Source organism: Budvicia aquatica DSM 5075 = ATCC 35567 (assembly GCF_000427805.1).
GTDB lineage: Bacteria > Pseudomonadota > Gammaproteobacteria > Enterobacterales > Enterobacteriaceae > Budvicia > Budvicia aquatica.
Genome location: NZ_ATYS01000018.1, coordinates 73377 through 97281, shown reverse-complemented (window position 1 = coordinate 97281; position 23905 = coordinate 73377). Strand labels below are relative to the sequence as shown.

At 45.4% G+C, this 23905-nt stretch carries 26 protein-coding genes; 15 read left to right on the top strand and 11 right to left on the bottom strand.

The features are described from left to right. Window position 1 precedes the first annotated feature (1 nt). The 3 genes from YWE_RS0109220 to YWE_RS0109210 all read left to right on the top strand — a co-directional run bounded on the left by YWE_RS0109220 (window position 2) and on the right by YWE_RS0109210 (window position 3394). Window positions 2–670 (top strand): YceH family protein, encoded by a 669-nt coding sequence (locus YWE_RS0109220; protein ID WP_029094270.1) that lies wholly within the window; start codon window positions 2–4, stop codon window positions 668–670. A gap of 233 nt (window positions 671–903) precedes the next feature. Continuing rightward, window positions 904–2439 (top strand): murein biosynthesis integral membrane protein MurJ, encoded by a 1536-nt coding sequence (gene murJ, locus YWE_RS0109215; protein WP_029094269.1) that lies wholly within the window; start codon window positions 904–906, stop codon window positions 2437–2439. Between the two features lie 49 nt (window positions 2440–2488). After that, the gene (locus tag YWE_RS0109210; protein WP_029094268.1) at window positions 2489–3394 is read left to right on the top strand and encodes a DUF4261 domain-containing protein; all 906 of its coding nucleotides are present in this window, start codon (window positions 2489–2491) and stop codon (window positions 3392–3394) included. 88 nt (window positions 3395–3482) lie between these two features. Here the strand turns inward: YWE_RS0109210 and argS are convergent, their stop codons facing one another. Together argS and YWE_RS0109200 are read right to left on the bottom strand one after the other, a co-directional pair. Next, entirely contained in the window at window positions 3483–5225 is a 1743-nt protein-coding gene (gene argS / locus YWE_RS0109205) for an arginine--tRNA ligase (protein ID WP_029094267.1), read from the bottom strand. A 292-nt stretch (window positions 5226–5517) separates the two neighbouring features. Next, window positions 5518–6132: a RipA family octameric membrane protein gene (locus YWE_RS0109200; protein WP_438358113.1), complete on the bottom strand. Its 615-nt coding sequence runs from the start codon at window positions 6130–6132 to the stop codon at window positions 5518–5520. Between the two features lie 664 nt (window positions 6133–6796). Here YWE_RS0109200 and YWE_RS0109195 point away from each other — a divergent pair. Further along, window positions 6797–7354: a VOC family protein gene (locus tag YWE_RS0109195; RefSeq protein WP_029094265.1), complete on the top strand. Its 558-nt coding sequence runs from the start codon at window positions 6797–6799 to the stop codon at window positions 7352–7354. A gap of 48 nt (window positions 7355–7402) precedes the next feature. Here the strand turns inward: YWE_RS0109195 and YWE_RS0109190 are convergent, their stop codons facing one another. After that, the gene (locus YWE_RS0109190; RefSeq protein WP_029094264.1) at window positions 7403–8557 is read right to left on the bottom strand and encodes a MalY/PatB family protein; all 1155 of its coding nucleotides are present in this window, start codon (window positions 8555–8557) and stop codon (window positions 7403–7405) included. A gap of 109 nt (window positions 8558–8666) precedes the next feature. On the opposite strand from YWE_RS0109190, the gene cutC reads away from it, so the two are divergent. Beyond that, window positions 8667–9431, top strand: coding sequence for a copper homeostasis protein CutC (gene cutC / locus YWE_RS0109185; protein ID WP_029094263.1), 765 nt, complete (start codon window positions 8667–8669; stop codon window positions 9429–9431). Window positions 9432–9504: 73 nt separating this feature from the next. Here the strand turns inward: cutC and YWE_RS0109180 are convergent, their stop codons facing one another. The 5 genes from YWE_RS0109180 to YWE_RS0109160 all read right to left on the bottom strand — a co-directional run bounded on the left by YWE_RS0109180 (window position 9505) and on the right by YWE_RS0109160 (window position 13968). After that, window positions 9505–10725: a lactonase family protein gene (locus YWE_RS0109180; protein ID WP_036015570.1), complete on the bottom strand. Its 1221-nt coding sequence runs from the start codon at window positions 10723–10725 to the stop codon at window positions 9505–9507. Window positions 10726–10866: 141 nt separating this feature from the next. Beyond that, window positions 10867–11700 (bottom strand): YaeF family permuted papain-like enzyme, encoded by an 834-nt coding sequence (locus YWE_RS26970; protein ID WP_036015566.1) that lies wholly within the window; start codon window positions 11698–11700, stop codon window positions 10867–10869. 36 nt (window positions 11701–11736) lie between these two features. Further along, window positions 11737–12705 carry a tRNA 5-methoxyuridine(34)/uridine 5-oxyacetic acid(34) synthase CmoB gene (gene cmoB / locus YWE_RS0109170; protein ID WP_029094261.1) on the bottom strand — a complete coding sequence of 323 codons (969 nt, stop codon included), beginning with the start codon at window positions 12703–12705 and terminating at the stop codon, window positions 11737–11739. Beyond that, on the bottom strand, window positions 12702–13445 hold the full coding sequence (gene cmoA, locus YWE_RS0109165) for a carboxy-S-adenosyl-L-methionine synthase CmoA (protein ID WP_029094260.1): 744 nt from the start codon (window positions 13443–13445) through the stop codon (window positions 12702–12704). The genes cmoB and cmoA overlap by 4 nt, the downstream gene beginning before the upstream one ends. Window positions 13446–13572: 127 nt before the next feature. After that, window positions 13573–13968 carry an MAPEG family protein gene (locus YWE_RS0109160; protein WP_029094259.1) on the bottom strand — a complete coding sequence of 132 codons (396 nt, stop codon included), beginning with the start codon at window positions 13966–13968 and terminating at the stop codon, window positions 13573–13575. A gap of 422 nt (window positions 13969–14390) precedes the next feature. Here YWE_RS0109160 and YWE_RS0109155 point away from each other — a divergent pair, with 422 nt between their 5' ends. The 7 genes from YWE_RS0109155 to ruvB all read left to right on the top strand — a co-directional run bounded on the left by YWE_RS0109155 (window position 14391) and on the right by ruvB (window position 19941). Beyond that, entirely contained in the window at window positions 14391–14654 is a 264-nt protein-coding gene (locus YWE_RS0109155; RefSeq protein ID WP_029094258.1) for an FmdB family zinc ribbon protein, read from the top strand. 12 nt (window positions 14655–14666) lie between these two features. Further along, the gene (gene aspS / locus YWE_RS0109150) at window positions 14667–16439 is read left to right on the top strand and encodes an aspartate--tRNA ligase (protein WP_029094257.1); all 1773 of its coding nucleotides are present in this window, start codon (window positions 14667–14669) and stop codon (window positions 16437–16439) included. 1 nt (window position 16440) lies between these two features. Next, window positions 16441–16884 (top strand): dihydroneopterin triphosphate diphosphatase, encoded by a 444-nt coding sequence (nudB, locus tag YWE_RS0109145; protein WP_029094256.1) that lies wholly within the window; start codon window positions 16441–16443, stop codon window positions 16882–16884. Window positions 16885–16914: 30 nt separating this feature from the next. Continuing rightward, window positions 16915–17658, top strand: coding sequence for a YebC/PmpR family DNA-binding transcriptional regulator (locus YWE_RS0109140; protein ID WP_029094255.1), 744 nt, complete (start codon window positions 16915–16917; stop codon window positions 17656–17658). Further along, on the top strand, window positions 17658–18179 hold the full coding sequence (gene ruvC, locus YWE_RS0109135; protein WP_029094254.1) for a crossover junction endodeoxyribonuclease RuvC: 522 nt from the start codon (window positions 17658–17660) through the stop codon (window positions 18177–18179). The genes YWE_RS0109140 and ruvC overlap by 1 nt, the downstream gene beginning before the upstream one ends. A gap of 119 nt (window positions 18180–18298) precedes the next feature. Continuing rightward, entirely contained in the window at window positions 18299–18910 is a 612-nt protein-coding gene (gene ruvA, locus YWE_RS0109130; protein WP_029094253.1) for a Holliday junction branch migration protein RuvA, read from the top strand. Between the two features lie 17 nt (window positions 18911–18927). Further along, window positions 18928–19941, top strand: coding sequence for a Holliday junction branch migration DNA helicase RuvB (ruvB, locus tag YWE_RS0109125; protein WP_029094252.1), 1014 nt, complete (start codon window positions 18928–18930; stop codon window positions 19939–19941). Between the two features lie 97 nt (window positions 19942–20038). Here the strand turns inward: ruvB and YWE_RS0109120 are convergent, their stop codons facing one another. Next, window positions 20039–20302 carry a GrxA family glutaredoxin gene (locus YWE_RS0109120; RefSeq protein WP_029094251.1) on the bottom strand — a complete coding sequence of 88 codons (264 nt, stop codon included), beginning with the start codon at window positions 20300–20302 and terminating at the stop codon, window positions 20039–20041. Window positions 20303–20511: 209 nt separating this feature from the next. On the opposite strand from YWE_RS0109120, the gene nfsA reads away from it, so the two are divergent. After that, window positions 20512–21234, top strand: a complete 723-nt coding sequence (gene nfsA, locus YWE_RS0109115; RefSeq protein ID WP_029094250.1) for an oxygen-insensitive NADPH nitroreductase — start codon at window positions 20512–20514, stop codon at window positions 21232–21234. A gap of 81 nt (window positions 21235–21315) precedes the next feature. Here nfsA and YWE_RS0109110 read toward each other — a convergent pair whose 3' ends face one another. After that, a complete protein-coding gene (locus tag YWE_RS0109110; protein ID WP_084167037.1) occupies window positions 21316–21480 on the bottom strand; it encodes a DUF4250 domain-containing protein in 165 nt (54 codons plus the stop codon). A gap of 139 nt (window positions 21481–21619) precedes the next feature. On the opposite strand from YWE_RS0109110, the gene YWE_RS0109105 reads away from it, so the two are divergent. Together YWE_RS0109105 and rlmC are read left to right on the top strand one after the other, a co-directional pair. Then, a complete protein-coding gene (locus tag YWE_RS0109105) occupies window positions 21620–22111 on the top strand; it encodes a YbjN domain-containing protein (protein ID WP_029094248.1) in 492 nt (163 codons plus the stop codon). Between the two features lie 62 nt (window positions 22112–22173). After that, a complete protein-coding gene (rlmC, locus tag YWE_RS0109100; RefSeq protein WP_029094247.1) occupies window positions 22174–23310 on the top strand; it encodes a 23S rRNA (uracil(747)-C(5))-methyltransferase RlmC in 1137 nt (378 codons plus the stop codon). Between the two features lie 19 nt (window positions 23311–23329). Here the strand turns inward: rlmC and YWE_RS0109095 are convergent, their stop codons facing one another. Next, window positions 23330–23818, bottom strand: a complete 489-nt coding sequence (locus YWE_RS0109095; protein ID WP_029094246.1) for a methylated-DNA--[protein]-cysteine S-methyltransferase — start codon at window positions 23816–23818, stop codon at window positions 23330–23332. Window positions 23819–23905: the final 87 nt, after the last annotated feature.

Genomic DNA, 23905 nt, shown 5'->3' with positions numbered 1-23905 from the left:
TATGAAATATCAATTAACGGATAAAGAAGCTCGGGTTATTGGTTGCATGTTGGAAAAAGAGGTCACTACACCGGACCAATATCCGCTATCACTGAATGGTTTGATGATCGCCTGTAACCAAAAGACCAGTCGTGATCCGGTAATGGAATTGAATGAAACTGATGTTCAAGAAACGCTGGATAGTCTGCAAAAAAAACACTTAGTGCGTACGGCGGCCGGCACCGGTGGTCGGGTGGTGAAGTATGTGCATCGTTTCTGTAATACTGAATTTGGTAATTTTAAACTCTCTTCGGCTGAGCTGGCGGTAATCTGTTTGCTACTGTTACGCGGGCCTCAAACTGCCGGAGAATTAAGAACCCGCTCTAACCGTTTACATGAGTTTTCAGATATCAGCGAAGTTGAACAGGTGCTGGCGGATTTAACCTCTCGTGATGATGGCCCGTTTGTGGTTAGGCTTGCTCGGGAAGCGGGGCGCAGAGAGAATCGGTTTGCCCATTTAATCAGCGGTCCTGTTGATGTCAATCTGATCAGTTCTGCTACGGGTATTGAACCGATACTACAGCAAAATACGGAGCTAGCCGAGCAAGTGAAGTACCTGGAAGGCGAGATAGAGATACTAAAACAGCAGGTGGCTGAATTAACTGAAAAAGTCGATTTCTTGATCAGTTAAACTTAGAGGTGACGATGTCACTTATTTGTTAATTATTAGGCAGTATGATAAACCTGATGTGATCCACTGATGATGACATCAGGTTTAAACTTTCTATTTGCCAGAAATTCATGATAAAAAACATTTTTATACCTTTTTAAACTGGTGATTCTGCCGCGTATCCGTAAACTACCCACCAGTCAGCCATCGTTGTGATTATGCGATGCCATTTCAAACAAGAACAATTTAATTATATGAATTTATTGAGATCGCTGGCTGCCGTCAGCTCCATGACAATGGTTTCCCGTATTTTAGGCTTTGCCCGTGATGCGATTGTCGCCCGGGCGTTTGGCGCCGGAATGGCTACCGATGCCTTTTTTGTTGCATTTAAATTGCCGAACTTACTGCGACGCATATTTGCCGAGGGCGCTTTTTCACAGGCCTTCGTGCCTATTCTGGCTGAATATAAAACTAAGCAGGGTGAAGAGGCGACAAAGATATTTATCTCTTACGTATCCGGATTATTAACGCTGGTTCTGGCGGTGGTCACGCTGATCGGGATTATAGCTTCCCCTTGGATTATTTGGATTACCGCTCCGGGATTTACCAATAATCCGGATAAGTTCGAACTGACTTCCCAGCTGTTGCGCATTACTTTTCCTTATATCTTATTGATATCACTGGCATCGCTGTCCGGTGCCATTCTTAATACTTGGAACCGTTTCTCGGTTCCTGCCTTTGCCCCGACGCTGCTGAATATCAGCATGATTGGTTTTGCTCTGTTTGCTGCCCCTTATTTTAATCCACCGATTATTGCCATGGCCTGGGCCGTGGTGGTTGGCGGTATTCTGCAACTCTTGTATCAATTACCCCATCTGAAAAAGATAGGTATGTTGGTGCTGCCGAGGGTCAACGTTCGGGATAGCGGAGTATGGCGGGTATTAAGGCAAATGGGGCCGGCCATTCTTGGCGTGTCCGTGAGTCAAATCTCCTTAATTATTAATACGATATTTGCATCCTTCCTTCAGTCCGGCTCCGTTTCGTGGATGTATTACGCCGATCGACTAATGGAACTGCCTTCCGGCGTATTAGGCGTTGCTTTAGGGACGATCTTATTACCGTCACTGGCTAAAAGTTTTTCCAGCGGCAATGCGCAGGAATACTCAAACCTGATGGATTGGGGGCTACGCCTCTGCTTTTTATTGGCCCTGCCTTGTTCTGTCGCCTTAGGGGTGTTGTCAGAGCCGCTGATTAAATCATTGTTCCAGTATGGTGAATTTACCGCTCATGACTCTCTGATGACCCAGAGAGCGTTAATTGCCTATTCAGTCGGGCTGATGGGGTTAATCTTAGTGAAGGTGCTGGCTCCGGGGTTTTATTCTCGCCAAGATATTAAAACCCCGGTAAGAATTGCGATTTTCACCCTGTTTGCAACTCAGATGATGAACCTGGCCTTTATCGGTCCGTTCAAGCATGCCGGATTAGCCTTATCTATCGGTATTGCCGCCTGCCTGAATGCCGGATTACTGTATTGGCAATTGCATAAGCGTAAATATTTCCAGCCTAAAGCGGGTTGGGCGGTCTTTATGTTTAAGCTGGTCGTCGCGCTGTTAGTGATGACTGCCGCACTGATTGGCATGATGTGGGTTATGCCTGACTGGGATTCGGGCAGCATGCTGTTCAGAATTATGCGTCTGCTCGCCGTCGTGGTGGTGGGCGTGGTAGCCTATTTTGGTACATTGGGCGTTTTGGGGTTCAGACCCAGAGATTTTGCCCGTAAGACGATCTGAAGCCGGTAACGGTTAATTGAATGAATACGACCATTGTTAAGGAGAATAAATGGGAATCATCTCTCGATTTTTTGGCCGAAAAGATGCTGACAGTCCAGTTTCTTCACCGTTAGTCGCCAATCCACAGCTAAACGATCCGCTCAGTTTAGAGCTACTGTTTCTGCAACCTTCTGAACTGAATAATCAGCGCCTGTCTGAGGCCTTATGTGCAACGGATAAATCACTGTCAAAGGCGATTGTGGAGCTTGATAGCGAATTAACGGCTCAGGGCACGCCGTTTGGCCTGATTGGTTGGGGTAAGCATGTTGTTCAGTTGGTTGGTTTTTCTGCTCCGATGCCGTCTGAGGCGCTGGAACGTTGTTTAGAACCCTCGCACTATGGCGCAGAGCAGAAAGACTTGGCGCGCAGTCATCAGGCTTATATCATTATTTACTATGCCGGATATGAAACCGATCCGCTTGAGCAATATGTCGCCTTAGGTCTGGTAGCCGGCGCTTTGGCTCGTTTAGGTGCGGTGACGGTGGTTAATGAAACCGCTCATACAACGCTGCCTGCGGCGATATTTACCGATGACGCCTTTGATCTGGACCTCTCATCGTTTCTACGCGAGGGTTTACCTCTGCTGATGCTGTTCTGTGGTTTTGTAAAATATGAAGTTGAAGGGATACAGGGCGTATGGATGCGGACTTATGGCGTCTATCATCTTGGCCAGCCAGATTTAGCGCTGCTGGCTGACGGACATGACCAAGGGCAGCAAACCATGGATATGTTCTCAAATATCCTCAGCTATCTGATTGAGTCAAAAGCACAGATAGCTGCCGATCATACTATGCAAATTGGTGAAAATGCCTACCTACGGTTACGACTGCCGCAAGAAAATGAATATTTTTTAGAGAGTAAAGGCGATATTTTTGTTGCAGAAATAATTAGTGCGGATGAAATCAATCAACCATAGCTGCCTTGATATACGTAGTTATCGAATTTGAAATAATTAAGGCGCCCAATAGGCGCCTTAATTATTTCTGCAAATGTCTCAGGAAGAACTACATCCGCTCTACGGTTTCAATGCCTAACGTATCTAAACCCTGCTTCAACGTGCGGGCGGTTAATGCTGCCAGTTGTAAACGACTATTGCGGATAGCCTGATCGTCATGGTTCAGGATAGGGCAGTTCTCGTAGAAACCAGAGAACAGGCCGGCAACATCGTAAAGGTAAGAACACATAGTGTGCGGTGTGCCTTCACGCGCAACGGCATACAGCGTTTCTTCAAACTGAAGTAAGCGCGTTGCCAGCGCTTTTTCGCGATCGTCAACCAGCTGTAAATCACCGATCAGGCTATTTTCTTCAATGCCTGCACGCTTGAAAATAGAGGCTACACGCGTGTAGGCGTATTGCATATAAGGTGCAGTATTGCCTTCCAGCGCGAGCATATTGTCCCAGTCAAAGATGTAATCCGTGGTCCGGTTTTTAGACAGATCAGCATATTTCACCGCACCGATACCAACGGCATTGATCACGCTGCGTAATTCATCTTCCGACATGTCCGGATTTTTATCCATAATCAGCGCGTGCAATTTGGCATCGGCGTTTTCAATTGCCTCATCAAGTAAGTCAGATAGCTTGATTGTCCCGCCTGAACGGGTTTTAAACGGCTTACCGTCTTTTCCTAGCATCATACCGAACATATGGTGTTCCAGAGTGACAGACTCAGGAACATAGCCCGCTTTGCGGACAATCGTCCATGCCTGCATTAGATGTTGATGCTGGCGAGAGTCGATATAGTAAAGAACACGATCGGCTTTTAGCGTTTCATAACGGTATTTAGCACAGGCGATGTCAGTCGTGGTATATAGGTAACCACCATCATTCTTCTGAATGATGACACCCATAGGCTCGCCTTCTTTGTTCTTGAATTCATCCAGATAAACAACGGTCGCGCCATCGCTTTGAACGGCAAGTCCTTTAGCTTTAAGGTCGGCAACAATACCCGGAAGCATGGAGTTATAGAGGCTTTCACCCATGACGTCATCAACGGTTAAGGTCACGTTTAACCGCTTGTAAGTAAGGATGTTCTGATACATGGTGACATCAACCAGCTTACGCCACATGGCCCGACAATATTCATCGCCACCCTGAAGTTTTACCACATAGTTACGGGCGCGTTCGGCAAACTCAGGATCTTGGTCATAATGTTGCTTAGCAGCCCGATAGAATGCCTCAAGGTCTGACAACGACATATTATCAGCGTGTTCATTTTCCATCTTTTCAAGGTAAGCGATCAGCATACCAAACTGGGTTCCCCAGTCGCCAACGTGATTGGCTCGAATAACATGGTGACCTAAAAATTCTAAAGTACGAACAACGGCATCACCAATAATGGTGGAGCGTAAATGACCTACGTGCATCTCTTTAGCGACGTTGGGCGCTGAGTAGTCAACAACGATAGTTTGTTTTACTGCCGGAGTGACGCCAAGTTTGGCATCAGCCAGTGCAATTTTTGCCTGAGAAGCAAGCCACTCAGGGGCAAGAAAGATATTGATAAAGCCCGGGCCGGCAATTTCGACTTTATTGGCAATCGGAGAAAGGTCCAGATGGGTTAATACCTGCTCGGCTAACTGGCGGGGAGGGAGACCGAGCTTTTTAGCCACGGACATAATGCCATTAGCCTGATAATCACCAAACTGGGCTTTTGCAGATTGACGAACCTGCGCTTCACAATCGGAAGGTGCACCAGCAGCAATGAGTGCCTGAGTAATTTTATCTGTTAGAAGAGCCTGTATATTCACCGGGTTACCTTAATTACGATTTAATGTCTTTTGATGTAAAACGCTATAACTAGTCTGGCTATGATAACGTTCAATTGATGGTTATCTCACCATTTTTTTCATATTGAAGCACAAAACCGAGGGATGATACCTGATATCGCCTTTGTCGTCAGCTTTCGCAGTGCCAGACGGTGCCGCTGGCGGTAATTATTTTAAGAAATAACGGTTTTGGGCAGAAAGAAGCATTATTGTGACTAAATAAGAGGGAATGCGTGGCTAAAATCAGGACGGAGTAATGTGTGGTAGGAAAAACTTACTGATGGTGGTTCTTGTACTGGAGCGATATGTCTAATTCTTTATTATCAATTTCTGCATCATCTTTCGAAGAAAACATACACATAAATACATTCAGAGCGATAGACAAGAAAACCATAATCAAAAATGGAATGCAGAGAAATAAGGTATTCATTAGTGATAACGAAACGCCATTAACATAGACGAAATAGTAAAAGAATTTAAATAAAGAGATAACGGGCAGCAGGCACCAGAAGCCAAAAAAAATCGCATTAAGCGTTTGATTCAATACCAGAGAGTCATTCAGGCTGTTGCTTGGCTTCAGGCCGGAGATAACGCGTATTGCACTTTTTTTGCATTGAGCTAATTGGTTTTCTAGTTGGTTAACGTGTCGCTGCCAGCTTTTATGCCAGTAGTTGTTATTAAGCGTGGTTCGATACCAAGCATGGGAGACTGTAATGCCCATAATGGATATCACCATCTCAATAAAGTAAGTGATTAAGGTTGGGGTGGTAAAAAATACGATACAGAAAAAGAAGGTAATGGCTGCGCTAATACCTAAAAAAAACATACAACGACGCCGATATGAATTAGTCTCCGACTTTTTCATATTCTGTGCATGTTTTAGCGACATTTTAGTCAAATGGCACGAATCATTGCACTCATGTGCATTTTCCGATTGGTGCACTAAATTTTTACTATTGGGCATGTTCATCTATCATCCATTATAGATATACTCGTTATACCTTACCTTAATATAGGGTAATACTCAATCCTGATTGCATAATATTCCGCTTCATCATACATCGTTCAGCAGCGGTTAATTATTGCGCTTATATTATAAGTGGTTTTTCTTTACAATTTATTGATTTTTATGGTTTTTGTTTGGGTTGATTTGAAAATATTTTTGTCTATGATCAAAGAAAGTTAAAATAGTTACTTATAATGACTTAGAGCGTATTACTAAGGCTAATTAGATGTGTGTGTTATTATCATTCTGTAATGTAAATAGTTATTTATAAGCTGTTCAAGCTAATGTAAATAAAACGTCATTTTAAAGACATGCTAAGCAGGGTGATAATCACACTGATACAAACCGTATGTTTTATGCGCTTTTACTGCATAATATCTCAACCAACTAATTACCGTGCTATTTAAATCAAATGATATTATATCTTTTTCGCTATGTTCTGAATATAGATAAATGCAGACTCGGGTGATGATAACGTTAAGAGATTATGAAAATTCAACGAGTTAACCAGATGTACATCAATAATTTTTTGTCAGGGGGTATTTGAGTGTTGTCATTTGATAATATTGCGGAGTTAAGCGATTTGCATCATAGCTTGCCTGAGTTTGAGGCTAAATTACTGACTATGATTCAACGGCTGAATTTATCGCTGCAGGCTCACCACGCTGACCATATTTCAGTGCGCTGTTTTCAACAGTCGACGGCAGAACGTTGGAAGAGTGGGCTGCTGCGGTGCGGGGAGTTAATTTCCGAGAAGAATATTAACGGTCGTCCTATCTGTTTATTTAGCCTTAATCAGCCTCTGCAGGTTGGCCCGTGGCAAATCGACTGTGTTGAGCTGCCGTACCCCGGTGAAAAATTGTATCCCAAAGAAAGCTGGGAACACATTGAGTGGGTTGTACCGGGCGATGCTGAGAACTTCCATCAAACCGCCTTATCACTGTTTTCTGATGAAATATTATTGATGCCACAGTTAAAGCTAAAATTTAGTAATCCGGCAGGTGAGGGCGAAGCGTTACAAAACCCAACGCTGGCAGTTACTGAGGATGGCATCACGATTAAGTTTCATCCATACAGCATCCGTGAGATTGTTCGTCAAGATTGATAAGCCAGGCAAAAAAACGCTGCCTGGCTATTGACGGAACGACTGTGGTTAAGCGGATACCGGAAGATTAGCAACGGCTTTAGCCATCAGATCCAGCGCGCGTTCGAGTAGGTCCCGATGGCAGGCGAAATTTAAACGCACAAAGTGTGGGTTACCAAAATCACTGCCCGGAGACAACCCAACGCCGGCCTGTTCGAAGAAGGCGTGAGGATTGGCAACCGGCAGCGCGCTGGCATCAATCCATGCCAAATAGGTCGCTTCAACTGGCATCAGTTTTAAGCCGGGAATGGCATTGATTCTTTCCATGGTTAAGTCACGGTTAGCGCGTAAATAATCTAACTGTTCTTTTAGCCATTGCTCACCGTCTTTATAGGCTGCCGTCGCTGCTACATAAGCTAAAATATCGACGCTTGGAATAATACCTGCGCGAGCGTCAGTAAAACGATTTCGCAGGCTGACGTTAGGAATAATGGCAATGGTTGCCCCTAAGCCGGCAATATTAAAGGTTTTAGACGGAGCCATTAAGGTCACTGAACGTTGTGCTGCATCTTCGCTAAGCGTAGCGAATGGAATATGCTCTAAGCCCGGTTCCAGAATCAGATCGCAGTGAATCTCATCAGAGCAGACAATCAAATTATGACGCTGAGCAAAATCTAACTGTGCTAATAACTCGTTGCGACGATAGATGGTTCCACCGGGGTTGTGCGGATTACACAACAGCAATAGCCGCTCTGCGCCGGTAAGCTGTTGCTCAGCGGCATCAAGATCTAACACCCAACGCTTACCCTGCAGCTTAATGGGTGCAGAGATTTGATGCCGATCGGCGGCACGGGCAGCCTTCATAAAGGGAGGGTAAATAGGGTGAGGCGCAATTGAGCTCTGCTCCGGCGTAGTTAATGCCCTGATGCTCAGATTTAAACCACACACCATTCCCGGCAGAAAAACTAACCATTCCGGTTTTATTTCCCACTGATAACGCTGTTTTATTCTTTGGATAAAAACATCGATGAGTTCAGGAGACGGAAAACCATAGCCAAACACGCCGTGAGCGACTCGCTTTTGTAATGCATCGATGACAGCAGGAGGAGATTTAAAGTCACTATCTGCAACCCATAGAGGAATAATCTCTTTACCTTCGTATTTGTGCCACTTATCACTATCGGTGTGACGTCGCTCCACATACGGTTCAAAATTTAGTGCCATAATAAACCTTCAATGCGCCTTTGATGGATGTAATTACCGAGTTGTAGACTACGTCAGATAGGTTCTCTTGCTCAAGAATTGTTTTAATTTACTTGATTTAGGAGGTGAAATGCCAAAGCTAGAAATATGCTGTTATAACGCTGATTGTGCTGTTATCGCTGAACGGGCCGGCGCAGATCGTATCGAACTTTGTTCCGGTAAAGCGGAGGGTGGAATCACGCCTAGCATTGGTATGTTAACCTGGGTGAAGCAACAAATTTCAATTCCAGTTTTCCCTATTATTCGCCCGCGTGGCGGAGACTTTTGCTATAGCAAAAGTGAATTTGAAATAATGAAAAGTAATATTGCTCAGGTGCGCGAGCTTGGTTTTCCCGGCATTGCCATCGGTGTCTTAAATGAAGACGGGCATATCGACTTAGAGAAGATGCATCAGATATGTCATGAAGCGCGGGGATTATCGATTACGTTTCATCGTGCGTTTGATATGTGCGTAAATCCGCTATTGGGCCTTCAGCAACTTACCGATCTTGGCGTTGACCGAATTTTAACCTCAGGTCAACAGCAAACGGCAGAGGTTGGTCTGTCACTGATTAAAAGTCTTATTCAGCACAGCCAAGGGCCAATGATTATGCCGGGCGGGGGGATCCGCTTAACCAACCTTCATAAGTTTATTGATGCGGGCGTTCAGGAGGTTCATACCTCTGCCGGGCATATGGTTCCGTCCGTTATGCGTTATCGTAAGGCCGGCGTGAATATGAATACTGACAGTGATACCGATGAGTTTGCGCAGTTCTGCGTTGATAGTGATATGGTTGCCGCAATGAAAGAAGTGTTTGCACCCAGCGTAGTCAGGTTTCAACAGCGGGTCAGTTAGTTTTTTCTAGATTTCGAAGATAAAAAACCGGATAGCGGCTAAATTGCCGGTATCCGGTTTTTTTATCACCAGATTATTCGGTTAAGAACACCATCTGTGACGGACTGCCTACCGGGGTAAACTGGTTGGTAAACGTCAGTTTACCGGTGACTTTATCGACAGAAAACTGGGCAATATTATCGCTACGTTGGTTCATTGCATAAAGAGAACCACCGTCCGGAGAAATGACAATAGTCCGGGTATAGTCACCGTGAGTCCAGACGTTATCGATGATGGTTAAATCACCGCTTTCATCAATAGAAAACAGGGAAATGCTGTTGTGTAACCGATTCGCTACGTACAGATACCGACCGTCCTGACTTAATATAATGCCAGAGGCGAAGCTGGTACCTTTATAATTATCAGGTAACGACGACAGGGTTTGTTGCTGGGTTAATAGCCCTTTATCCTGATCGATTAAATAAGAGGTCAGGGTTGATGACTCTTCATTAATTAAATAGAGATGTTTATTCGTAGGGTGAAAAACAAAATGGCGTGGGCCAGCACCTGCCGATGATGCCGCAATATAAGGGGGATTATTCGCAGATAAAACCCCGTTTGAAGCGTTAAATTTCCACTGATAAATCCGATCAAGACCGAGATCGGTTGAGTAAACAAACTTACCGCTTGGATCGCTGGCAATCATATGGGCATGAGGACCATTATGGTCGCTGATAGCAAAGCTACCTTCAACCGCAGCCGCCGGGCGTTCAGCACCAGGTTCACCGCTGCTTTGCTTAACGGAGGCCGGCTTGCCTAAGCTACCATCCCGATTGATTGGGAAAGTGGCAATCGAGCCACTGACATAGTTAGCCACAAGAAGATATTTACCATCCGGGTGGATAGAAAGATATACCGGCCCCGCGCCCTGAGATTCGATCTCATTGAGCTTTGTTAGGGAGCCATCTTGTTTATTAATCGAATAAGCAATTAATGAGCCGTGGCCGGTATCGCTAAAATTGGAAACTTCGCTGGCGACGTAAAGATGTTCGCCTTCCTGATCCAGAACTAACTGCGCTGCGTTGGGGGCGGTACTGACAATTTTGTCTTTATATAAACGACCATCGTTTGTATTAACGCTCATTAAATAAACGCCTTCACCATTAGGATTATAGGTGGCAACGTAGGCAAATCTGGATGGCGCTGTAGGTTCTTTATTGGCGTAAGTAGAAAAAGATGTCAGGGTAGATAATCCGAGGAGCATACTTCCATATACCTTAGGGGTCATTGAAAAGTCCGATAGCTTTAACGTCATATTATCTCCGATTTTAATTACAAAACTGCTACTCAATTAGCCATTATATTCATTCTATTAGCTATTGTGTGTGAACTGAATATTGATTAATCATTATCGGTTCAAAGTAAAAAATCAAATAATCAATAGATAATCGGTTAATTAAAAACTAAAGAAATCTTTTATTGAAGCAGTGGCGGTTTCTAATGAGCCTTTCTTTAAGTGCCCGACATAGGCAAGGGGTTTAATCGGCGTTAGTGATGCCACGTCACCTTCTCGCATATGTAGCAAATCAGCCGGGCTAACCCAAACCGGCGCTGAATCAGTAATAGGGTATCCAGCCTGTTTATAAGCCTCTAATACAAATTGAGAGCAAAAAAAGGTTCCTTTAGCATCTTCATCTGAGCCCAACTGCAATTTAGCTAAGGTGTTTAAACAACCGTTGCGAAATGATGATGAAAACGGGTTTAGATCGCAAACTTTACGGGTCAGCATAAAAGGGGCCATTAAAGCCACGCCGTTATAGTTATAGCGAACGCCGACCTTTTGCTGTGAAAAGCTACGAATAGCAAGAGCCTGCTCGGTGGTTAAGCCCGGATAGCGAAATACAATGACTTTACTGCTATGTTCTAAAACCTGTTCCAGCGTGACAATCTGCACTCCGCTGCCAACGGCTTCAGCAACCTGGCTATTACCAATATAAATAGCGGCATGACTGACGCCAGAGGTGCTGAACAGACGAATACCCATTGATGTAGCACCGGCAGTGGAAGACAAAATGATATCGCCGGGGTTCATTGAGGATTCGGTAATAGCCAGGCTACCGCCGTCAGGATAGGAATGAATGCGTTGCAGCTGAATATCAACCGGCAGAAGGCGTGACTCTTCTTTGTTTTCCTGCTCAGGCGCGTTACCTGAGATATTCATAGTACAACCGCTAAGCCATACCAGTGCAGTGCTAACCAACACGATCACACGGGGTATCCGACGATTCATTTCAAATCCTTTATAAAGAAACTATTGAGCACACCACTATGGTTTTTTTGCCACAATGATAGCCCGCATCGGGGCAGGATACCCTTCAATGGTTTTACTATTATCCGTCGGATCTAAAAATTCAGCCAGTGACTCACTGATCATCCAGTCCGTTCTACGCTGTTCTTCGGTGGTGGTCAGGCATACATCAACAATGCGAATATCAACAAAGCCACATTTTTCCAGCCAGTTAACCAGCGCTGCTGCTGAGGGAATAAAATAGACATTGCGCATTTGGGCATAGCGATCGCCCGGCACTAACACTTGTTGGGCATCACCATCAACGACTAGGGTTTCCAACACCAGTTCACCTTCGGAAACCAGTTGGTTTTTAAGCTGATAAAGATGATCTAACGGAGACCGGCGGTGATAAAGTACACCCATTGAAAAAACGGTATCAAAAGCCTGTAGTTCAGGTAATTGTTCAATACCTAAAGGTAATACGTGGGCGCGCTGGTCGCCGCCAAGTAATTTCCTGACTGCTTCGAACTGGCATAGAAACAGCTGCATTGGGTCGATACCCACGGCCAAATGCGCACCGGCACCGACCATCCGCCATAGATGATAACCACTGCCGCAGCCGACATCGAGAATAGTACGGCCTGCTAACGGACTGATATGGGGAAGCACACGATCCCACTTCCAGTCTGAACGCCATTCGGTATTAATGTGAGTACCATAGAGGTCAAAAGGGCCTTTTCGCCAAGGCATCAGATGTCGAAGATGGGTTTCGATACCTCTTTTTTGACCCTCGCTTAATTCTGTTGAGTCAGCGGTCACACCATTGAGTAAATCCAGCGTGTCGGGCATAACATCAGGCATAAATTCAACGGCATTAAACCACTGTTTGAATTTGCCATGCAGAGAATTCTTTTGCCATGCTGACAGCTGCGGTGGAAGGGTATCTAACCAGTGGCTTAGCGGGCTCTTAGCAATTAAACGGTAAAAATCACCAAAATCGATCATCGAACTACTCCGTCTTTTATTGCGATAAGCGAACCAAAGTTAAAACACTGGAACCAAAGTTCTGAATGAATAAATCCGGCCTGATGTAAGCGGGCTTTATGGGTCTCTACGGTATCTGTACGCATAACGTTTTCTAGCATGCTGCGCTTTTGGCTGATTTCCAGCTCGCTATAACCGTTAGCGCGTTTGAAGTCATGGTGCATATCAAACAGTAGCTCACCAATCTGTTGGTCAGCGAAATTAAACTTTTCAGATAATACCAGAACGCCGCCGGGTAACATCCCCCGGCAAATTTTATTCAATAGCAGCTGGCGATCGTCAGGCTCAAGAAACTGAAGGGTGAAGTTGAGTACCACCATAGAGGCATTTTTGATGTCAATATCACGAATATCCGCCTCAATAACCTGAACCGGGGTCTCTGCCCTGAATGAGTCTATATGCCGCCGACAGCGTTCTACCATGGCACTTGAGTTATCAACGGCTATGATATGGCAATGATCTACCTGAATATGGCGGCGCATAGAAAGAGTTGCTGCGCCAAGAGAGCAGCCTAAATCATAAATAGTGCTGTTTGGCTGAGCAAAACGCTCGGTCAACATGCCAATCATCGAAATGATATTGGAGTAGCCGGGAACGGAACGCTGAATCATATCAGGAAAAACTTCGGCAACCTGTGCATCAAAGGTCCAGTCACCGAGCTTATTTATCGGGGCAGAAAATAGAGTGTCGCGGTTTGGCATAGCAGTAGATGTAAATCGGGCAAATGAAACAGGCGCCTAGTTTAACAGAGCGATAAAAAAAAGTCTGTTAAACCCTAGCGCCTGAGGCAGGAATCAATATGTTAAATTTACGCCAGGCTTATGGGTATCAATAAAGAATAAAAATCTGTTCCCACGGTAAATAATAGATATTTGCACAAATCATAAGTGATAAAGAAATATAGGTCGCGCTCATACCCGAACGACGCCAGCGCCAGTCGCGATGTTTTAAACCGTAGTAATGACACAGGCGACCAATGATCAACATGATGCCACATACATGCACCAGCCAGACATTCGCGCCATTCATTTCCATAATGACCATTAAAATCAGCGCAATGGGGATATATTCAACGGCGTTCCCATGAATGCGAATGGCCGTTTGCAAATCATAAAAGCCACCGTCACCGAAGGGGACTCTGTATTGAGTGCGCTGTTTTATAACGTCAAGAGACAGCTTAAACAAGAGTAGTGCACTCAACACAGCATACAGTGCGCTAACCATTTTCTACCTCACTAAACTTGATTTATACCCAGAATAATAACTGGGAATAATAATTTTTTCCGCTATAAAACAAGGATGAAATCATTACTGCTTATTTTATAACAAAAAAAACTTAAATAAATTTTACAATTCCTTAATATTGTTCAGCATTTGTACTCATTTATCAACGTTAACTGTGGTAATTACCTAAATAAAATTGTCTTATAGCGTCTTGATATTTTAGTTAATAAAGCCTGAATGCTGCTTTTCTATGCGTTTAGGCATAAATTAGTCATAAATAGGGACGGGGAGTTGAGGATGCGCTCTTATCGGCGGGCATTATTTCCTTTATAATAATCCCCTTTTTTGTTGGGTAAAGCGATGTCTCACTTAAGCCCGATTAAACAATCATTATTAATTTACCTGCACTCAGAATAACCATTATGCCAATTTACGAATATGAATGTTCTTCCTGCCACCATCGCTTGGATAAACTACAGAAGTTTGCAGATGCTCCTTTGGTTGACTGCCCGGAGTGCGGTGAAGCGGCATTAAAAAAACTAATTTCACCCGGAAGTTTTCAATTAAAAGGCTCCGGCTGGTATGCGAGTGAAGCTCCGAAAACCGGTAAAAAAACTGCATCAGATAACTCATGTGCTGGATCGGCCTGTCAGGCAAATTGCCCGGGCGCAGCATCGGCTGAATAAAAGGATAGTGTTATGCGTACTCATTATTGTGGACAGCTCAATACCTCTCACGTTGGGCAAGAAGTAACTTTATGCGGCTGGGTAAATCGTCGCCGCGATCTGGGTGGTTTAATTTTTATTGATATGCGCGATCGTGAAGGCATCGTTCAGGTGTTTTTTGATCCGGACCACAACGCTGCTTTTGAGCAGGCTTCTGAGCTACGTAATGAATTCTGCGTACAAATTACCGGCATCGTACGTGCCAGACCGGATAGCCAGTCAAATAAAGATATGGCAACAGGTGGTATCGAAGTTTTTGCCCATCAGTTAAATATTATCAACCGTTCAGAGCCGCTACCGCTTGACTCTAACCAAACTAATACGGAAGAGCAGCGCCTAAAATTCCGTTATCTGGACCTGCGTCGTCCGGAAATGGCCGATCGTTTAAAAACCCGTGCGCGTATTACAGCATTTGTTCGCCGCTATATGGATAGCAATGGTTTCCTTGATATTGAAACCCCAATGCTGACGAAAGCAACGCCGGAAGGTGCCCGCGACTACTTGGTCCCAAGCCGGGTTCATAAAGGTAAATTCTATGCGTTGCCTCAGTCGCCTCAGCTGTTTAAACAATTGCTGATGATGTCTGGTTTTGACCGCTATTATCAGATTGTAAAATGCTTCCGCGATGAAGATTTACGCGCTGACCGCCAGCCAGAATTTACCCAGATTGACGTTGAAACCTCATTTATGAGTGCCGACCAAGTGCGGGCAATCATGGAGAAAATGGTGCGCGAACTGTGGAATGAAGTGAAAGGAGCTGAGCTGGGGGATTTCCCGGTAATGACGTTTGCTGAAGCCATGCGTCGTTATGGTTCTGATAAACCGGATTTACGTAACCCAATTGAGTTGGTTGACGTTGCTGATTTGTTGAAAGAGGTCGATTTCAAAGTATTCTCTGGTCCGGCTAACGATCCTAAAGGACGTGTTGCGGCAATTTGTGTCCCCGGTGGCGCTCAGCTAACCCGTAAACAAATCGATGAATATACCCAGTTCGTCTCCATCTATGGGGCAAAAGGACTGGCATGGTTGAAGGTCAATGAACGTAAAGCCGGTATGGAAGGCGTACAGAGCCCGATTGCTAAGTTCCTCAGCCCGGATGTGCTCGAAGCGATTTTAGATCGCACTCAGGCGCAGGATGGCGATATCTTACTGTTTGGTGCCGATAGCTTTAAAGTGGTGACTGATGCGATTGGTGCACTGCGCCTGAAAGTCGGTCGCGACCTGAAAATTACCAAAGAGAACGTTTGGGCGCCGCTGTGGGTGGTTGATTTCCCAATGTTTGAAGATGACGGTGAAGGCGGCTTAACCGCAATGCATCACCCGTTTACTTCGCCAAAAGATATGACGCCGGCTCAACTGCTTGCCGATCCTGAAACGGCGATTGCTAACGCTTATGATATGGTATTAAACGGCTATGAAGTGGGTGGCGGTTCAGTGCGTATTTATAGCAGTGAAATGCAGCAGGCCGTATTTGGTATTTTAGGTATCACAGAACAAGAGCAGCGTGAGAAGTTTGGCTTCCTATTAGATGCATTGAAATACGGTACGCCACCGCATGCGGGTATTGCCTTTGGTCTTGACCGGTTAGTGATGCTATTGACCGGAACGGAAAATATTCGTGATGTGATTGCATTCCCTAAAACAACGGCAGCTGCGTGTCTGATGACCGATGCTCCGAGTTTTGCTAATCAGGCCTCTTTGAATGAATTAGCGATTAGCGTTAATTTACCGAAGTCTGAGAAGTAGCATGAAGCAGTATAAGCATCCGGAATCTGTGCTGATTGTTATTTATAGTCGCAGCAGTCAACGGGTGCTTATGTTACAACGTAACGATGATCCCAACTTCTGGCAATCGGTAACCGGTAGCCTGGAGAAGGGAGAGTCAGTACAACAAACTGCACTGCGTGAGGTCATGGAAGAGACTGGAATAGATATCTTAGCAGAAGGTTTAGCTTTGCAAGATTGCCAGCGCAGTGTGGAATTTGAAATATTTGCACATTATCGTCACCGTTATTCACCCGGTACTACGCATAATTTGGAACACTGGTTCTGCTTAGCGTTACCGAATGAGCGCAATATTATATTGACGGAGCATCAGGCATATCAATGGCTCGATGCCCCTCAGGCTGCTCAACTGACAAAGTCGTGGAGTAACCGGCAGGCGATTGAAGAATTTGTTACTTCTCATTAAGCCATAGCGGCTTTCTACTGGAGATTATTTATGGCAGGTCATAGTAAATGGGCCAATACCAAGCATCGTAAAGCGGCGCAAGATTCAAAACGCGGTAAAATTTTTACTAAAATCATTCGTGAACTGGTTACCGCCGCTAAATTAGGCGGCGGAGATCCAGGATCGAACCCGCGTTTACGTGCTGCTATCGATAAGGCGTTGTCAAACAATATGACGCGCGACACCTTAAACCGAGCGGTTGCCCGCGGTGTTGGTGGTGATGAAGACACCAATATGGAAACCATCATTTATGAGGGCTATGGTCCGGGTGGCACCGCTGTTATGGTTGAATGCCTGAGTGATAACCGTAACCGTACGGTTTCAGAAGTTCGCCATGCCTTTACTAAAACCGGCGGCAATCTGGGAACTGACGGCTCCGTATCTTATCTGTTTACCAAAAAAGGGGTTATCTCCTTTGCTGAGGGGACAGATGAAGACGCAGTGATGGATGCCGCTCTGGAAGCCGGTGCTGATGATGTTGTGACCTATGATGACGGTGCTATTGACGTTTTCACTACCCCGGAAGCATTTGGCGATGTGAAAGATGCCTTAGATGCGGCTGGCCTGGTGTCTATTGGCGCTGAAGTGTCACTGATTCCGTCAACCAAAGCTGATTTGGATGAAGAGTCTGCGCCTAAGTTACTGCGCTTGATCGATATGTTAGAAGACTCAGATGATGTTCAGGAGGTTTACCACAACGGTGAAATTTCTGACGAGGTTGCGGCAACCCTTTAATGGCCATTATCCTTGGCATTGACCCCGGCTCGCGAATTACCGGTTATGGTGTAATTCGCCAGACGGGGCGCAAGTTAGAGTATCTCGGCAGTGGCTGCATCCGCACCTCTGTCGACGATCTTCCCACCCGACTTAAGCTGGTATATGCCGGCGTCAGTGAAATCATTACTCAATTTCAGCCCGACGTATTTGCTATTGAACAAGTATTTATGGCTCGCAATGCCGATTCAGCCCTTAAGCTGGGTCAGGCTCGCGGGGCGGCTATTGTTGCTGCCGTGAATGCTGATTTACCGGTATTTGAATATGCAGCCCGTCAGGTCAAACAAACCGTTGTTGGTACCGGTGCTGCAGAAAAAGCACAGGTTCAGCATATGGTCCGCGCCTTATTAAAACTGGCGGCGAGCCCTCAGGCTGATGCTGCAGATGCGTTAGCTATTGCGATTACCCATTGCCATATGAATCAGAATGCAGTCAGGATGGGGAATAGCAAGCTGACGCTGGCGCGCGGGCGGATGAGTTAAATAAGAAACCGCTTGGTTAATAGCTTGACTGTATGAATATACAGTTTTGTTGTGTAATCTGTGTATAAAGATTGATATGATGCATCATCATTGTGAGTGGGTATTAAGGAGTCTGAATCGTGATTGGACGTTTACGTGGAATTATTCTGGAAAAACAGCCGCCTGAAGTGTTAATTGAAATTAACGGCGTCGGTTATGAAGTGTTTATGCCAATGAGCTGTTTCTACGAATTGCCGGATCGGGGCCAGGAAGCGATTATTTTTACCCACTTTGTGGTGCGTGAAGATGCTCAACTATTATATGGATTCAATGATAAACAAGAGCGGGCGCTGTTTCGTGAACTGATAAAAGTCAACGGGGTTGGACCTAAACTTGCTCTGGCTATTCTTTCCGGTATGTCTGCTCAACAGTTTGTTCATGCGGTTGAACAAGAACAGGTTAGCGTATTGATTAAACTGCCGGGCGTCGGTAAGAAAACGGCTGAACGTTTAGTGGTTGAAATGAAGGATCGCTTTAAAGGCCTGAATGGCGATCTGTTCAATAACAATTCAGATTTACCACCGCTGAGCCCGTCGAAAAGCGCAGATAATGATGCTGAAGCCGAAGCTGTTTCTGCCCTGGTTGCTTTGGGCTATAAGCCACCGGAAGCAAGCCGCTTGGTCAGTAAGGTCATGAAGCCAAATACGGATTGTGAAACCCTGATTCGTGAAGCACTGCGTGCGGCACTTTAAGCTGAAAGAGACATAGCATGATTGAAGCCGACCGTTTGATTTCACCCGTAGCGCAGTTTGAAGAAGAAGATCCTATTGATCGCGCCATGCGGCCAAAATTGCTCAGTGAATATGTAGGGCAACCTCATGTACGCGAGCAAATGGAAATTTTTATTCAGGCCGCAAAGCTGCGCGGTGACGCACTTGACCATTTACTGATCTTTGGACCTCCGGGATTGGGTAAAACGACGTTGGCTAATATTGTTGCTAATGAAATGGGCGTTAATTTACGTACCACTTCAGGCCCGGTATTGGAAAAAGCGGGCGATCTGGCGGCGATGCTGACCAACCTTGAGCCTCATGACGTTCTATTTATCGATGAAATCCACCGTCTTTCTCCGGTTGTTGAAGAGATACTGTATCCGGCAATGGAAGACTACCAACTGGATATCATGATTGGAGAAGGTCCGGCGGCCCGCTCGATTAAAATTGATTTGCCACCTTTTACCTTAATCGGGGCAACGACCCGCGCAGGTTCCTTAACCTCACCGTTGCGCGACCGTTTTGGCATTGTTCAGCGGCTGGAGTTCTATCAGGTTAAAGATCTGGAATATATCGTTGCCCGCAGTGCCCAATGTTTGGGGCTGGAAATGAGCGATGAGGGTGCTCATCATATTGCTCGTCGAGCCAGAGGCACTCCGCGTATTGCTAATCGTTTGCTGCGAAGAGTCAGAGACTTTGCCGAAGTTCGCGCTAACGGCGAGATTTGTGGTGATGTGGCAACCAAGGCGTTGGACATGCTAGATGTCGACGTTGAAGGTTTCGATTTTATGGACCGTAAATTACTCTTAGCCATTATCGATAAGTTTATGGGTGGCCCGGTTGGCCTGGATAACCTAGCCGCGGCAATTGGTGAAGAACGCGAAACCATTGAAGACGTTATAGAGCCTTATCTGATTCAACAGGGATTTATTCAACGCACGCCGAGAGGGCGGATGGCTACTCAACATGCTTATCGGCACTTTGGTATTTCAAGAGAACAACGCGACTAACGGTATTCAGTCGCCAGAGTGTCAGGCAACAGAAAGTCAGGCAAATAAAAAACCGGATTGCATTGAGCACCCGGTTTTTTATTTAAAGAGCCAATACTTATTGATACAGGCTTAAATTTTCTTTTGCGTAAGCTTCAAAATCAGTGCAACCACCAATATGAACCTGATCAACAAAGATTTGCGGTACGGTTTCAACCGGCTTACCGACAGTCTTTTCCAGATCGGCTTTAGTGATGCCTTCTGCGTGAATGTCGATGTAGTTGTAGCTGAAGTCTTCACGTTCTTGACTTAGTTTTTCTGCTAATTCTTTAGCACGAACACAATAAGGACAACCAGGACGTCCAAAAATAACTACAAACATGAATGCTCCTTAAGGATTTAAATTTTTTACGGCCTTTTGCCGTTAGCCAATGACATAATAACACTGAGCCTACTATGCCCGCCATGAGCAATAAAAAAAAGTAGTAATTACCTGTTAGTCTAATAAACAATATCTATCGGTCAAACACAGTCTAAAATTCAACAATAACCATGTTCTGAACATGTCATCGAGTGGCAGGAGCTTTATTAATGACACCAACTATTGAGCTAATATGCGCGCACCGTTCCATACGGGCTTTTACACCACAAGCTATCAGCGAAGAGCAACGCAATGCAATTATCAGAGCCGCTCAGTCCGCCTCCAGTTCCAGCTTTCTACAGTGCACATCGATTATTCGGGTGACCGATCATAATTTACGCCAGTCGCTGGTTGAAGCCAGCGGTGGCCAAAAGTACGTGGCTCAGGCCGCTGAATTTTGGGTGTTTTGTGCTGACTTCCATCGTAATCAAGCGATCTGCCCTGAGGCCCAATTAGGTTTTGCTGAACAGTTATTACTGGGGTCTGTTGATACCGCAATCATGGCTCAGAATGCGTTAACGGCGGCAGAATCTCTTGGTCTGGGTGGCGTTTATATTGGTGGTTTGCGAAATAATATCAGCAGGGTAACGGAGTTACTTGAACTACCCAAACATGTATTACCGCTGTTTGGCCTGTGCTTAGGGCATCCGGATCAGCAGCCGGAACTAAAACCGCGGCTGCCTGTTGGAATTATTATGCATGAAAATCACTATCAGCCGCTAAACAGAGCGCTTCTGGCTGAGTATGATGCACATATTGAGGCTTATTATGAAGCCAGAACCGACAACAAAAAACACGCTAACTGGAGCGAGCAAATCTCAGCGACGGTAGCCAAAGAAAGCCGTCCGTTTATTCTGGAATATCTGCATAAGCAAGGGTGGGCAACCCGATAGCCAGATACATTGAGCTATCATGCTGCCGAGCGGTGGCATGATAGCTCATCGGTTACCGCTGGGTGGCCGCTGTGCTTAATGTTACTTAAACTGATTACTGGTCGTTTGGTAGTGATAACCCGCCTCAGAGAGCTTTTTGCATAATGCTTCTGCGTCAATATCATAGCTGCGGGCCAGATCGTTTAACGATGAATATTGATCTCTCAACTTCATATTTACGATACTTAACAGCATATGAGGATCCATATTTTGAAATTTTTGTAAGGCCACTTTTTTCTCCGGTTCAGGTAAGAATTTACAATAACTTACCTCAATAGGTGCTAAATAAGGTAATATTCCGTATCCTATTGCACTTTCTTTTTAGATTTACCGAGGGCATACCACAATGGAAACGCTGATCGTCCCTGACTTAGCCCTAATGCGTCGCTGGCTTGAGCAGTTGGGCGTCTCCTTTTTTGAATGTGACTCATGCCAAGCGTTGCATTTACCGCACTTACAGAACATTAATGGTATTTTTGATGCAAAGGTCGATTTGCTCGAAAACGTTATTCTGTTTTCTGCCGTGGCGGAAATTCGGCCGGTTGCGTTAATTCCGTTAGTTGCGGATCTTAGCCAAATCAATGCGTCGTCACTGACAACCAAAGTGTTTATCGATATTCAGGATGATAATTTACCTAAAATGGTCATTTGCCAGTCACTGAGCGTAACTGCCGGTATTACCATTGAGCAGTTCAGTCTGCTATTGGAAGAAGGTGAGGCTCAGACCACCCAAATTATTATGGAAGCAAGAGCTAATGAGCTTTTGACCGTCAGTGACAACGATGAAGGTGAGGAAGACATTCAGGTCATTTCACCGGTTATCCATACTCTGCATTAATCAATGTCTCTGTTTTATTTTCCAATATCCTTTTCCAGCCATAAGCCCCGGAGTCATATCTAATGCAGTGTGCGCTACATACCGCAGGGCTTTGCTATTCATGCCAGTGGATAGATAAACCCTATTCACAGCAACTGGCTGATAAACAACAAAACCTGACCGAGTTGATGGCAGGAAGAATCATTGATAACTTACTCGAGCCGGTCACCGGTGCAGAATCCGCTTTCCGTAATAAAGCCAAAATGGTTATCAGCGGCAGCGTTGAGCGTCCTATTTTAGGCTTACCGATAAAACAGGGCGTGGCAATCGATCTTTGTGATTGTCCTTTGTACCCTCAGTCGATGAGTGCGGTTTTTCCGTTATTAAAAACTTTTATCGCTAAGGCCGGGCTGACACCCTATAACGTCGAACGTAAAAGAGGTGAGCTCAAGTTTATTTTATTGACTGAAAGCCGGGCCAGCGGCGGACTGATGCTGCGCTTTGTTTTACGCTCAGAGCTTAAATTAGAACAGCTGAGGAATGCGCTGCCGTGGTTGCAGTCACAGCTTCCTCAGTTACGGGTTATTTCGGTCAATATTCAGCCGGTTCATATGGCGGTGCTGGAAGGTGAGCAGGAAATTATCCTGACGAAGCAGGAGTCGCTGGAAGAACAGTTTAACCATATTCCGTTGTTTATCCGCCCGCGCAGTTTTTTTCAAACTAATGCGCTAGTGGCCGAAAAACTGTACCAAACGGCCAGAGATTGGGTTTCGGTATTAGACGTCAGCAGTATGTGGGATCTGTTTTGTGGCGTAGGCGGATTTGGCTTACATTGTGCGACAGCCAAAACGCCTAATATCTCACTGACCGGTATTGAAATTAGCGCGGAAGCAATTGAGTGTGCTAAAAAATCAGCTCAGGCCATTGGGTTAACGGATATACATTTTGATGCTTTAGATTCGACCCGGTTTGCTGAAAGTCACCATGCCGTACCGGATTTAGTTTTAGTTAATCCGCCTCGGCGGGGAATAGGTGAGCTGCTTTGTCAATATCTTAGCGAGATGTCACCGGCCTATATTCTCTATTCGAGTTGTAATGCTCAAACGATGGCTAACGATCTCCGGCGGTTACAGGATTATCAGGTTATCAAGGTCCAGCTGTTTGATATGTTCCCGCATACCGCCCATTACGAAGTGCTGACTCTATTACGCCGGCAGTAAAGATCTTGTGTGCCGCGTTTTAGCCTTTGTAATTGATGCCTTCCAGCGCCAGCAGCGCCTTTTTAACATCCAGTCCGCCTGAATAGCCGGTAAGGGTATTATCCCGCCCGAGCACGCGATGACATGGCAATATAATTGCGATAGGATTACGACCTACGGCTCCGCCAACGGCGCGAACGGCTTTGGGATTATTGAGCTGCTCGGCAATATCACCGTAGCTGATAACGCCTGCGTAACGGATAGTTCTCAGCTGTGCCCAGACGTTTCTTTGAAATTCTGTGCCTACCGGTTCGCAAGGGATGTGATCGAAGCTGACCGGCTCACCAGCAAAGTAGCTATTTAGCGTTTCGACGACGTGTTTAATCATCGGGTGGTTAGCATCTTCAGTCCATGAACTGTCAGGTTGGCGCGCTGCGACTTCATTAGGTAACCAAAGTTGGCGCAGGCCTATACTATCAGCAACAATTCGTAGCGGGCCAACGGGTGAGGTATACAGTAAATAATGCACGGGCCGAATCCTTCTGCTCAGGGGGAAAAAGAGCCATCAGGATATCATTTGAATCTGTCTATGGCATAACGAAAAACGACCCCATAA

Coding starts and splice junctions, on each gene's coding strand:
- YWE_RS0109220 (WP_029094270.1), top strand. CDS start 2: ATGAAATATCAATTAACGGATAAAGAAGCTCGGGTTATTGGTTGCATG.
- murJ (WP_029094269.1), top strand. CDS start 904: ATGAATTTATTGAGATCGCTGGCTGCCGTCAGCTCCATGACAATGGTT.
- YWE_RS0109210 (WP_029094268.1), top strand. CDS start 2,489: ATGGGAATCATCTCTCGATTTTTTGGCCGAAAAGATGCTGACAGTCCA.
- YWE_RS0109200 (WP_438358113.1), bottom strand. CDS start 6,132: ATGTCGCTAAAACATGCACAGAATATGAAAAAGTCGGAGACTAATTCA.
- YWE_RS0109190 (WP_029094264.1), bottom strand. CDS start 8,557: ATGGCACTAAATTTTGAACCGTATGTGGAGCGACGTCACACCGATAGT.
- cutC (WP_029094263.1), top strand. CDS start 8,667: ATGCCAAAGCTAGAAATATGCTGTTATAACGCTGATTGTGCTGTTATC.
- YWE_RS0109180 (WP_036015570.1), bottom strand. CDS start 10,725: ATGACGTTAAAGCTATCGGACTTTTCAATGACCCCTAAGGTATATGGA.
- YWE_RS26970 (WP_036015566.1), bottom strand. CDS start 11,700: ATGAATCGTCGGATACCCCGTGTGATCGTGTTGGTTAGCACTGCACTG.
- cmoB (WP_029094261.1), bottom strand. CDS start 12,705: ATGATCGATTTTGGTGATTTTTACCGTTTAATTGCTAAGAGCCCGCTA.
- cmoA (WP_029094260.1), bottom strand. CDS start 13,445: ATGCCAAACCGCGACACTCTATTTTCTGCCCCGATAAATAAGCTCGGT.
- YWE_RS0109160 (WP_029094259.1), bottom strand. CDS start 13,968: ATGGTTAGCGCACTGTATGCTGTGTTGAGTGCACTACTCTTGTTTAAG.
- YWE_RS0109155 (WP_029094258.1), top strand. CDS start 14,391: ATGCCAATTTACGAATATGAATGTTCTTCCTGCCACCATCGCTTGGAT.
- aspS (WP_029094257.1), top strand. CDS start 14,667: ATGCGTACTCATTATTGTGGACAGCTCAATACCTCTCACGTTGGGCAA.
- nudB (WP_029094256.1), top strand. CDS start 16,441: ATGAAGCAGTATAAGCATCCGGAATCTGTGCTGATTGTTATTTATAGT.
- YWE_RS0109140 (WP_029094255.1), top strand. CDS start 16,915: ATGGCAGGTCATAGTAAATGGGCCAATACCAAGCATCGTAAAGCGGCG.
- ruvC (WP_029094254.1), top strand. CDS start 17,658: ATGGCCATTATCCTTGGCATTGACCCCGGCTCGCGAATTACCGGTTAT.
- ruvB (WP_029094252.1), top strand. CDS start 18,928: ATGATTGAAGCCGACCGTTTGATTTCACCCGTAGCGCAGTTTGAAGAA.
- YWE_RS0109120 (WP_029094251.1), bottom strand. CDS start 20,302: ATGTTTGTAGTTATTTTTGGACGTCCTGGTTGTCCTTATTGTGTTCGT.
- nfsA (WP_029094250.1), top strand. CDS start 20,512: ATGACACCAACTATTGAGCTAATATGCGCGCACCGTTCCATACGGGCT.
- YWE_RS0109110 (WP_084167037.1), bottom strand. CDS start 21,480: ATGGATCCTCATATGCTGTTAAGTATCGTAAATATGAAGTTGAGAGAT.
- YWE_RS0109105 (WP_029094248.1), top strand. CDS start 21,620: ATGGAAACGCTGATCGTCCCTGACTTAGCCCTAATGCGTCGCTGGCTT.
- rlmC (WP_029094247.1), top strand. CDS start 22,174: ATGCAGTGTGCGCTACATACCGCAGGGCTTTGCTATTCATGCCAGTGG.